The organism is Ruminococcus sp. 1001136sp1_2201st1_G3_2201SCRN_220225, assembly GCF_040924365.1.
In the GTDB taxonomy this organism is placed as follows: domain Bacteria; phylum Bacillota; class Clostridia; order Lachnospirales; family Lachnospiraceae; genus Blautia_A; species Blautia_A faecis.
In genome coordinates this window covers 47,099-58,545 of sequence record NZ_JBCOME010000027.1, presented here as the reverse complement: position 1 = coordinate 58,545, position 11,447 = coordinate 47,099, and the positions used below count along the sequence as shown (strand labels likewise).

11 protein-coding genes and 1 pseudogene are annotated in these 11,447 nt (G+C 41.7%); all 12 read right to left on the bottom strand.

Annotation, left to right across the window (positions count from 1 at the left end; all coding sequences use genetic code 11):
• Positions 1-20: 20 nt before the first annotated feature.
• A complete protein-coding gene (locus AB5642_RS10375) occupies positions 21-359 on the bottom strand; it encodes a winged helix-turn-helix domain-containing protein (protein WP_368371584.1) in 339 nt (112 codons plus the stop codon).
• A gap of 65 nt (positions 360-424) precedes the next feature.
• Positions 425-1,381: a D-alanyl-D-alanine carboxypeptidase family protein gene (locus AB5642_RS10370; RefSeq protein WP_012744280.1), complete on the bottom strand. Its 957-nt coding sequence runs from the start codon at positions 1,379-1,381 to the stop codon at positions 425-427.
• Positions 1,382-1,424: 43 nt separating this feature from the next.
• Positions 1,425-1,928 (bottom strand): hypothetical protein, encoded by a 504-nt coding sequence (locus tag AB5642_RS10365; protein ID WP_015514509.1) that lies wholly within the window; start codon positions 1,926-1,928, stop codon positions 1,425-1,427.
• Positions 1,929-1,955: 27 nt separating this feature from the next.
• Entirely contained in the window at positions 1,956-3,140 is a 1,185-nt protein-coding gene (locus AB5642_RS10360) for an ABC transporter permease (protein ID WP_117456454.1), read from the bottom strand.
• Positions 3,130-3,843 carry an ABC transporter ATP-binding protein gene (locus tag AB5642_RS10355; RefSeq protein ID WP_004853372.1) on the bottom strand — a complete coding sequence of 238 codons (714 nt, stop codon included), beginning with the start codon at positions 3,841-3,843 and terminating at the stop codon, positions 3,130-3,132. Before AB5642_RS10355 ends, AB5642_RS10360 begins: the two co-directional genes overlap by 11 nt.
• Before the next feature lie 4 nt (positions 3,844-3,847).
• Positions 3,848-4,696, bottom strand: coding sequence for a hypothetical protein (locus tag AB5642_RS10350; protein ID WP_330386414.1), 849 nt, complete (start codon positions 4,694-4,696; stop codon positions 3,848-3,850).
• A gap of 143 nt (positions 4,697-4,839) precedes the next feature.
• The gene (locus AB5642_RS10345; protein ID WP_008703821.1) at positions 4,840-5,925 is read right to left on the bottom strand and encodes a cell wall metabolism sensor histidine kinase WalK; all 1,086 of its coding nucleotides are present in this window, start codon (positions 5,923-5,925) and stop codon (positions 4,840-4,842) included.
• Positions 5,912-6,613: a VanR-ABDEGLN family response regulator transcription factor gene (gene vanR, locus AB5642_RS10340; RefSeq protein ID WP_004853366.1), complete on the bottom strand. Its 702-nt coding sequence runs from the start codon at positions 6,611-6,613 to the stop codon at positions 5,912-5,914. Before vanR ends, AB5642_RS10345 begins: the two co-directional genes overlap by 14 nt.
• Positions 6,614-6,618: 5 nt before the next feature.
• Positions 6,619-6,831 (bottom strand): helix-turn-helix transcriptional regulator, encoded by a 213-nt coding sequence (locus AB5642_RS10335; protein ID WP_008703822.1) that lies wholly within the window; start codon positions 6,829-6,831, stop codon positions 6,619-6,621.
• Positions 6,832-6,989: 158 nt separating this feature from the next.
• A pseudogene (locus tag AB5642_RS10330) lies at positions 6,990-8,165 on the bottom strand (CHAP domain-containing protein); the annotation flags it as partial.
• Positions 8,158-8,364, bottom strand: coding sequence for a hypothetical protein (locus AB5642_RS10325; protein WP_012744284.1), 207 nt, complete (start codon positions 8,362-8,364; stop codon positions 8,158-8,160). The pseudogene AB5642_RS10330 and the gene AB5642_RS10325, both read right to left, overlap by 8 nt.
• Before the next feature lie 299 nt (positions 8,365-8,663).
• Positions 8,664-11,420 (bottom strand): YodL domain-containing protein, encoded by a 2,757-nt coding sequence (locus AB5642_RS10320; RefSeq protein ID WP_015514513.1) that lies wholly within the window; start codon positions 11,418-11,420, stop codon positions 8,664-8,666.
• Between the last annotated feature and the right edge of the window lie 27 nt (positions 11,421-11,447).

The following is an 11,447-nucleotide window of genomic DNA, read 5'->3' as shown; positions in this document are numbered from 1 at the left end:
GAGGCTGAGCTTCTGGCAGGTTAAAATAGGGAGAAATTTCTTATTTTAACTTGTACTAAATCTTGACATAGGACCACATTGCCTGCTGATATTTCGCCCCACACCTTATCATAAATCTGCTCGTATGTAAGAACACGACCTTTATTGGCTGCGAGCAAGCAGAGTATATCGTACTCTTTGACGGTCAGTTCAATTTCCTGACCGTTATTGATAACTCTGCGCCGGCTCAAATTGATTTCTAAGCCGGAAAGGGATAATGTCGGCTCATATGAAATCTCTAATTTTTCAAAATCAGGGTGCTGTTTTACAAAAGCCAGCATATCGTCAAAGGCTGTTGAGTCTTGTGCTTTGAACTCCATTATTACGATTCGTCCGATATTATCACCCCCCTTGGTTAGTTTTTTTGTCTTGGACAACATAAGATTTATTGCGTGAGATAATACGATTCATCAATCGTTTTCAGAATAAAATTCACATCGTCATAACGAGAGGAATCGGACTGAGAGCCTAAACTGCATATCAAAAACTCTTTTCCGTGCTGCTGATAAAGCACAATCAAGTTATAGTCGTCAGACAGAGAGCCAGTCTTAATTCCGCATACATTTTCGTTGTAATATTCGGATGTCGGATCAAGGAAGGCGTTTGTATTCTGCCATATTTGTGTACTGCCATCAGGCAGTGTTGCCGTATAAGTGTTTTGAGATACAATTTCTCTAAACCACGAGTATTCCAACAACCGATATACTACTTCTTTCAAATCTAAAGTGGTGGTAAGTGCCTCCATATCAAAACCACTCGGATCATATAAAACTGTGTCTAAGTACCCCTGCTGTTGCAAATGCAGGTTTAAGTTCTCCATGAAAATCCTCACACGCTCTTGACAGCTTTCTGCTTGCGGCGAAAGTAATCCTCCACAATAATCAGCAACCACATAAGCTGCGTCATTCCCTGACGGTACTAACATTGCCGCAAATAGATTGTGTAAAAAGTATTCTTTTTCCTTGATTTGAGCAACAGACGAGCCAGGTTTCGTGAGTGAAATAGCACCATAGTCTGCAACAACGATACTATCAAGGTCTGCTAAAGTTGACGCATACTCAATAACAAACAGCTTGGCTAAACTTGCAGGAATTTGTGGCTCGTTCTCGTTTTTTGAAACAAATATTTCATCATCAGAACAATCCACCAAAATCAGCGATTTTGCATTATAAGAGTCAGGAAAATCTTCTTTGTAGAGAAAACCATTTATTTTATTCTTTACCTCTCTGAAATTTTCCGGCTGCATTGCCCACGGCACAAACATTATACCTATGCCGATACAAACTACAAGCAAAAACAAAAATACTCCAAATCGTTTTTTCTTACGGCGTTTTCTCTGCATATATGTGCTCACCTCCCAACACCAAAACTCCTATGTGCCATTTTTAATCGGCATAATTTGCCTGAATACACTCTGTAAATCCAGACGGATCTCCCAACTTAGCTTTATCAATATTATCACGAAGATATTTGCGTGTGGCGTCATCACAGCGATCTGTTCCCATATAAGGCATATCAAAGGCTTTTTCGAGTTCAGCTAAGGCTTTTGCCGCCCTTTCCGAATCCGTATTGTAAGTATCAAGCCATTCCTGCATCCAAGAATATTCCCAAAGGTTAGATGCTCTTGTATCGCCATATCCTATCTGAAAAGACGCTCCCGTATCTTCGCCTTCCAAAGCATCAGGCGGCGTAAAGCCCTCCGGCCAATTCAAACTCTCAATGGTCGTTAGGTATTCTTCTTCAATGGTAGCAAAGTCCGTGAAACCTCTTGTGTTTGTGTCGGAGTCCGAAGAAGTGGAGCAGCCTGCCAGCATAATCACCAGCAAAGAAATCATAACACACAATAACAGTCTGTACGGTCTTTCGGATTTTGAGATTGTTCGTTTCATTTTGTTTCCTCCTTGAATTGAGTTTTATTATCTAAGAGCCAATGCAGGCTCTAATTTTGCTGCTTTCAATGCTGGTAATAATCCGCCCAATAATGCTGTAAGCACAGACACAGCAACTGCAACAACAGCAACGCTGATTGGATAACTCGGTGTTCCCACCGGGGAATCCACAGGGAGCAACGCTCCAATACAATGCACCAAAATCAGCGAAATCAAAATAGCTGCAAAGCAAACGAATATTGATAAAATCAACTGTGAGCCTAAAACCAATGCCACAATATTTGTTCGTGAAGCACCTATCGCTCTGCGGATCAGCAACTCATGTGTGCGCTGTTCCAATGAAGATAGTCCGATATTGATCTGCCCTAATACGGAAACAAACAGCAACAAAAGCGAAGTAACCAAAAGCCCTAATTGCAGTATGGACAATACCGAATCATAGGTATCTCCAATATCACTCCGCCCAGCACTTTCCCAGTAACCGCCAATGGTATCAGTCAAAATGTCGCCAAGGGCAGAATGTATCTGTTCGATTGTCAGTCCTGTTGTGGGATGCCAATACACATTTGCATTTTGTACTTGCCACATTGCTGGTGCGAAATTGAGGATCGCCGCAGAATCCGCATAGATAGTCGGAAAATCCCTGCCATCGTTTACTACTCCGACAATATTGAATGGGGTTAACGAAAGTGTGCTTTTTACATTTCCTGCAGCATAGGGCGAATCATTAAAATAGTTTTTAGCTTCTTTGTTTATGACCACTTCAAGCGATCCGCCCTCACTCGAAGGCTCTAACCATCTACCGGATGTCATTGGAAGATTATAGACTTGACTATATGCCTCCGTGGTGCAAACTAAATCAAAAGCCATCAGGTTTTGGTAAACATCATTCGGCGGTATTGGCGTTAAATCTTTCATTGGTGCAAATCGAATATCTTCTCCCATAGAAAAAGTAACAGCGGCTACATCATCAATGGCTTCAAATCTCTGGAATAATTGTTCCATTTTATTTCTATCGTGAAAATCGGATTCCGTTATCACGAATGAGTAAGTAGGTGACCAGCCATATACCTGTGCGTTTACGGAAATCAAATACTCCCGTCCAAGCGTACCAACTAATACCGATCCAAGCATTGCGATAATGCCTACAAGCATTGAAACACTTGTCAGAATACTTCTAAGTGGAGACAGACGAAGGTCTTTAAGTATCATTTTTAGCACAAGTTATCCTCCCTCCATCCATTTCAAAAATCGTATCACAGGTATCTGCAATATCAGGATCGTGCGTAACCAACAGCAGCATAATTCCATTTTCTTTTACGACGCTGTGCAACAGTTCCATAATCTGCGTTCCCGTCTTTTTATCCAACGCTCCCGTAGGCTCATCACATAAAATGGCTTCCGGAGATACTGCAAGCGCCCTTGCGATTGCAACTCTTTGTTGTTCACCGCCGGACAAATTGATTGGGTAATCATTTTCCTTGCTTTCTAAGCCGACACTTTTTAGCAAGCCTGTAATTATCTCGTGACGCTGTTTGGCGGTAAACGACTTTTTGGCATAGAGTAGGGGTAATTCGATATTTTCCCATACCCGCAAGTGCTTAATCAGAGAGTAGTTCTGAAATACAAATCCGATATTATTGGCTCGCAGTATAGACAGATCACGGTCTTTCAAAGCAGAAATAGATATACCATCATAAAGGTACTCGCCCTCATATTCCCGATTTAACAAGCCAATAATGGATATAAGGCTTGTTTTGCCTGAGCCGGACTTTCCGACAATGGCATAACTGCGCCCTCGTTGCAATTCCATATTAGCGTTGGTTACTGTTGTCAGCATATCGCCATTATTCAATTTGACGCTTGCTTTCAAATCCTTTATTTTGATTAAAGTCTTTTCGGAAATTCCTTTCATTTTATCAAATCCCCCTCGGATCAAGGTTTGGCGGAGTAGCAGAAACTACATCGCCCTCCTCTAAGCCGGACAGTATTTCTATATTGGCTCCGTCTGTCACACCCAATGTCACTTTTGTTTCCACTCTTTCTCCATTCGGAGTAATTACAGTAACCAATCCCGTCCCTTGTCTACCCGCTATTACCGACAGCGGCAATATAAGGACATCATTTCTCGTTGTCGCCGTTATGACTACCGTTGCACTTTGCCCCGATTTCACATCGACTGTTTGACTGATCAAGCATTGCAGAATGCCCTCTTGCGGCACGATTCCCGTAAACGCATTTTCATCTGCGGCAGGCGACACCACGGCAATCATATCGGTTGGTCCTACACCATCATATACTTGAAATTTTGCTTTCAACTCTGCATACTCCGGTAAGGTACTCAAAAAATTATCTGCCTCTACATTGAGGGCAAATCCTGTATAATGCACTATCGCTACGGGATAATTACTCGGTACGCTTTCATTGGATGGGGCAATAGAGGTAATTGTACCATCCACCGGAGATTTCAATTCTTTGCCGTTCACAGTTCCAATAATTTGCCCGGCAGTGATTTTTTCTTCTAATTCTACCGCTGTATTAAATATGCCATTTTCGGGTGAGAAAATAATAAACGGTACTGCCGGAACAATAGTCGTTTGCGTTGAAACGGTTGGAGTAATTGTCCCTCGTACAACTGATACCGTTTTTTCTGCGGATGTTGCGCTATCTGTAAGATTGTTTTCGTCTGTCTGCCCAATTGCAGAGCAGGCAGATAGCGTAAATACAAGAAACAAAATAGAACATAGCAGCATTTGTTTTCTTAGCAACTTCATCATTCCTCCTTATGCTGTATCACAAAAAATACGAGCCTCTATCTTGATACTTTTATTGTACCAAAACAGAAGCCCGTATTTTCTTGATTGCTCGTAAGATATTCCTCTTTTTTTCTATGCAAATTCTTACAATTTTCCTACGCCAACGGCAAAGTAATTGAAAACTTGTTTTGATCCTCTTGGCTCTCTGCAACGATTGTACCATTGTGTAGTTCAACAATCTGCTTTGCAATCGCCAAACCTAATCCAGCTCCTCCACTGCTTGTACTTCTCGCTGCGTCAAGCCGATAAAACTGCTCGAAAATCCTGTTTAACTTTTCTTCCGGCAGAGTATCGCCGTGGTTACAAAAAATAATGCTGACCGTATCTTCCTGACATTGTGCGCTGATCGTGATATCCGTATTTTCAAAACTGTAGATAACCGCATTTCTCAAAAGGTTATCAAAAACACGCTGAATTTTGTCTGCGTCACATCGAAGCATTATATCATCATCAACACAAAGATTACATTGCAAATTCTTTGATTTGAGCATAGGCTTAAATTCATATACAAGTTGCTCCAGCAGGCGAGTTAAATTGATTTTCGTGTATTGTAATGTAATATCGTATATATTGAATCGTGTTATCTCGAAAAACTCGTTAATCAGATCCTCTAACCGTTCTGCCTTACCAAGAGTGATTGAAAGGTACTTTTCTCGAAGTTCCTTTGAGATTTGCGACTCATCACGCAGTAAAGTAAGATACCCGATTACAGAAGAAAGCGGTGTTTTCAAATCGTGTGCAAGATACATAATCAGGTCATTTTTTCGCTGCTCATTTTCTTTTGCAAGCCTTGCATTACTTTCAGCCTCTTGTTTTAACTGATTGATGTTAGCGGCGATTTCACTCAACTCCGGGGACATTTCAATGTAACTGACATTCTGATCGAACATTTTTCCTGTCGCAGCCTGTACCTCGTACACATAGGCGACTACTTTTTTCAAAAGTAGGTATGTCATGTATATAATACAGCCACCCCACACGATTACAGCCACTATATAAAGATATACTGTTCTGTAATACAAGTAATAATACAAAACATACTTGCGGAGAATTTCCTCTGCCATAATTCCTAAAAGAAAAGTACCGCCAAAAATAAGCACAGAGCAAATCGCACATTGAATTACATACCCTTTGAACAAGGTAGAGAGCAGATAGTTTTTTTCTTTTTTATTCAATTTCATACCCTACCCCCCAAACAGTTTTAATGAACTTCGGATTTTTTGAAGGTTCATTCAATTTTTCCCGAAGCCGCCCAATGTGCGCCATTACCGTATTGTTACTGTTGCGAAGATACTTTTCTTTCCACACGGCTTCAAATAATTCCTCCGAGGCGACAACTTTACCCTGATGTTCGCACAGATACCACAGAATAGAAAACTCCAACGGAGTCAAGGCTATTTCTTTGCCATACAAGTAGCACTTGTGGCTGACTCTGTTTATCAGTAGACCTCTGATGTCATACTCGTCTTTTTCTTCGGATTGGCTCAAATTAGGACTGTTATAGCTCTGATAACGCCTTAATTGCGTCTTTACTCTTGCCACAACCTCTAAAGGATTAAACGGTTTCGTTATATAATCATCCGCACCAATCGTAAGCCCCATAATCTTGTCGCTATCCTCAATTTTGGCGGTAAGCATAATAATAGGGAAGTAAAACTTTTCCCGAATTTTTTGGCAAAGTCGAAAACCATCAATATCCGGCAGCATAATATCAAGTATCGCTAAATCAATCTGCGACTGTTTGATACATTTCATCGCCTCTAACCCATTATAACATTTATATACTGAATAACCATCGTTACTCAAATACACTTCAAGCAGATCAACGATTTCTTTTTCGTCATCCACAATTAAAATCTTCTTGTTCATTGATCCTACACCTCATTTTCGGGTACGGCTTCCATTATGTCGCCAAAATCACACTCTAAGTATTCGCATATATTCAACAGCACGGGAAGGGTAACATTTTCATTTTTTCCGAGTTTCGCAAATGTACTTTTGCTTGCCCCGACCGCTTCTCGTAATTGACTCTTTTTCATTCCCTTGTCAATCAGAAGTTTCCAAAGTTTGTTGTACCGTACTTTCATTTCCGCACCTCCACCCAAATATAGTTTGTATTATAGCACTTTGAGAGTGAAATCGCAATTATTAAGTCTGTATTTTGAGACTTTTAGTTTTCAAACCGGCACAATATCTTTCTGATATGTAATCCAACCGCCTGCAAAATGCAGGCGGCTTGTGTATTTTAATAGGCAGGTGCGCCGTAGCCAAGAATCTCGTAATAACCGATAGAATACTCATTGACTCGGCAACTGTCGCCGGAGTTGCCCTCGACCGTATAAACCTTGCCGTTTTCGACCTTTTGAACAATACCCGTATGGTCGGATAATCCATCCTGACCACTTTCGTCTGCCCAATCGAAGAAAATAATCATTCCGGGGGCAGGCTCGGCGCTGCCATCCAGCCATTGTCCACGATCCTTAAACCATTGTACTCCGTTGACACAGCCTGCATATTTTGGGATAACTCCAGCGTCGATATAGCCGCACTCGTTGGCACACCAAGATACAAAGCAAGCACACCATTCTACACGGGAGTTAAAACCGTACCACGACCAATACGGCTGACCGCCCACATTGCCAACCAGAGAGAGTGCAACGGTCACGATCTGTCCGTCGCCGCCTGTAATGCCGTAAAGCACCTGTGACCAAAGGTAATTGTTTTCATCTGCAAGCAGTTCAGCGAGGTAGCCTTTCTGTTCTTCGTTAAAACCATATTGCGCCGCCATTTCCTCGGCAGTCTTGTGGCTGACGGTAATATACAGATAGGTTTGTGTGACCGTGCTTTCAGTTTCCACGATATTACCGTGTCCGTCATCGGTTTCGGTAATAACTGTTTCGGTCTTGCTCTCTGTTCGGGAAGATATTTGATTCATCTCCCAAAAGATGTCTTTTAAGAGTTGCTTTTTGCCATCGTCCATTGTGGCAACCTCTTGGGGGTTATCTTGATCCGTATTCGTTTTTACAGAGTAAACGGCAAGCACCTCTTTCCAAACGGCTCTGCTGCCACTCATTTCAAGAACATCATAGGATACCGAGTTCTTTTCCTCTTGCAGCTTGGTATCGTATTCGGTATTGATTTCCTGCACAACGGTCTGCATACTCATTCCAGTGCCGGAATCTTCGTCTGAGAAGAAAATGCCAAATACTGAGCCGAGGATCATACCAATCAGGCAAATCACGATAATAACCAAAACCGCCACCCAGCCGCCTGCGGCGATAGCGGCAATCAAGGCTTTCGTTCCGGCAATAATCGCTTTAATGGCAAGTGCGGTCGCTTTGGCAATCGCCTTTACCGTAACCACGGCGGCTTTTGCCGCAGCCCTTGCCGCTTGTGCTGCTCTCTGTGCAGTTTTAACCGTAATGATTGAATCCACCTAAAAATCCTGGATTGCTATGCCCCCGCTTATGCCCCTTGTCATCATAATGGTTTAAACCGCCAAAGAATCCTGGTCGACTCTCACCTACTTTATGCCCGTTATTGTCATAATGATTCATACCACCAAAAAAGGAAGGCGAACTATGTCCGATTTTCTTTCCATTTGCATCATAGTCGTTCATACCACCAAAGAATCCTGGTCTGCTCTCGCCTACTTTTTTCCGTTTGCATCATAATGGTTTATGGATCCAAAGAATCCTGGTCTGCTATATCCTTTTTTACTCATAATGTCATCCTCCTGACTCTATTAGCCTCTTGTTTGATCTCAGAATAACACACTTTTCTCATTTGGAAGTCGCATAACAGGCGACATTCTTTTATCGCATTTACATTCATTATACCATTTATAATTCTTCCGACAATACGCAATAAAGCCGGAAGCCACGTTATCATCCATGACCTCCGACTCGTTCTGCTTATTCTACACTGTCCTTACACCCAAATCAACTCCTCTCTCCGTTTTATCTTTTCCCTGCTTTTCTTGAATAATCCTCTTATTGATCTCAAGCCGTTCATGAATGGATAATTTCTTATCTTTTCCATCTACCGCCTGCTTCTGCTGTGCCGGTTTTCTATCTGTTTTTCCTACATCCTTAACAACTTCATTCGCTTCGGTACTTGTTACCCTCTCATCTGCTCTTCCTTCATATCTTTCTGCTATCTGCTGTTCTCGTCTCTCCTTCACACCTTTTTCCTCCAGATTGCAAAAACTCTGCAGATACGGAAGCACATGATTCTGCATGTCTGTCAGATCTTCCATATACTTTTGGAACTCTTCACTTCCTTTGCCTTTCTGGTAATTGATCCAATACTCATCTGTAAGCTTCATTTCATTATCATACTTCAACTGACTCACAATACCGCCATGTCCATTTCCAATATCCATTGACTTCTTAAAATGATGCAGCATCTGTTCACCTTTTTCCGCATAATATACAGTCACATATATCTTTGCAATTTTTGTAGGTTCCTCTGTCTTCGGATCACGTTTTGCATACCATTCTTTATCCATTTCTGCTGTTTTTGCATCCAGCTCAGACAGCTTCTGACATCTTGGATTCATGAGATCACTTTCTTCACAATAGTTTACATACACCATTGGTTCCATATCCTTTGGAAGTTCAGGTTCATAGGCTTTCAGTCTTTCAATCAATACTCCTGCACGAACAGACAGATCGCATTCTTCGTCTACAATATCCTTCAGATATGAAATATAGGAATGAATATTTCCACTTCTCAAATCCAGCATTACTTCCTGCACCGTATTTTCTCCCCTCTCCACATTATCTCGATACTCATACGGATCAAAAGCTTCTGCAATCTCATCCAGTGCCTCTGCCAGCTGTTCTGTGGTCATTTTCTCAGGATACATTGCTTCTCGAACATCCCTCATCGGTACATACTTGTAGTCCGGCAATGCTTCATGAATTTTCTCGATCCCTTCCCGTACCAGTGCAAGTTCTCCATAAAATCGAACATCATCCATCAGATCTCCGAATACGGTATTCCCTTTAACGATCGCAAATTCGGCTTCATCATAGTAACTGTCTTCCGGATCACGATAAATAATTCCCATTGAGCATCCCAGATACGCAGTTTTAGGATTCTCCCTATATTTTTCATAGACCGCAGCAATCTGATTAACATCGGTACTTTTTTCATAAGCTCCCATATCATGGAACTCATCACATTCTGTGGCGAAATATTCCAGATAAGGCTCTTTCTTCGGTGGCATATTATTAAGGACGTTATCAATCATGTTATAATTCGCCTCTTCCAGTTCCTCCACCTTTGCCAAAGGCTTATATTCGCCCTGGCTTTTCTGAATCTCTGCCATTACAACTTCATCCATTTCTTCTACTTTTTCCATCAACTGATCATAATCTCCACGGATGCGTTCTCCAGTCCAGCCTTCGTCTTCCAGAAGTTCCTCTGCCGCTTCTTCAATAGAAATTTGATCATTTTCATAGACGCCACCATCCATCAGACGAAAATCTTCATCGTAAAACGAATAATCATATCCTTCTTCTGTTCTCTGAATAGCAAAGTAACGTTCTCCTACCTCATATGCCAGTTCACTAAGAACCTGTTCTTCCAGATTCAGGAAAGAATCCAGCTGTTCAAAACTGATACTGTCTACAAAATGAGCGGTTACTTTTTCCCCGTCATTCAGAACTATGATATCACTGACAGACAGGGAATGCCCACGGAAATCTTCCGGTCTATCAATGTTGAACCTTTCAAAAATATCATCCAGTGACATATTTCCCGATAATTCCCCAACATAGACCAGCTTATAATCTTCTTTTTTTATCTGCATACCATGACTTTCAATAAAGCGCATATTCATAAATGCATAGTTTTCGCCCGGTGAATCGTCCTTGATCTGATAAATACCAAAGGTTCGCCTTGTTCCTAACAACAGGTTTGCCTCTTTCAAAGACTGAATCTGCGGATATTTCTGCATTTCCCATTCCAGGTTACGGAAACGCTCCAGTTCTGTCATAGACATCTGATAATGCTCCGGTCCTCGTTCAATTTCCATGCGTTCCGTGACATACATTGGTGATGAAAAATTAGTGATCAGATAGATATCTGCTCCGGCATCGTATAATTTCAGTGCTTCTTCCTGCTCAATGACACTCATAGGCTCCTGAAATGCTCCAAAATCTTCATCGGCATAATCCAGGTCATTCTCCTCTATCCGTTCCCACATCTGCGATTCCATGCCAAACAGACCTTCATGCGCCTGTATCATTTCTTTACTTGCATACTCTCCCTTGCTGCCATCGCTGCCCAGGCAATAAATCTTAGAACCCATTCTGTGATAATCCAAAGCTGCTTCTTTTCTAAGCGGCACCATGTCTTCTGCTGTATATCCATAATCACGTAATTCCAGCTTACCTATGGTTGGATCTGGTAGATCCTGAATATCCATTCTTGCATCATCCAGTAGATCCTCTACCCCTTCTTCATCTGCCTGGATCACTGCATCTGCTAGATTTCTTACCAGAGTCCTAACTTTCTCTTCCTCACCGATCAGATTCGCATATTCAAAAAGCTGTTCTTTTACATCTGTTGGAAATTCTATGCCTCTACGCTCTGCCTGACTGATCTGTCCCTGCGTGTATTCCTGCATTTTCTGTGTTTCTCTACCCGTTATCCTGTTTCTTGCCATATAAATTCCTCCTGTGTTCTAAAAAAT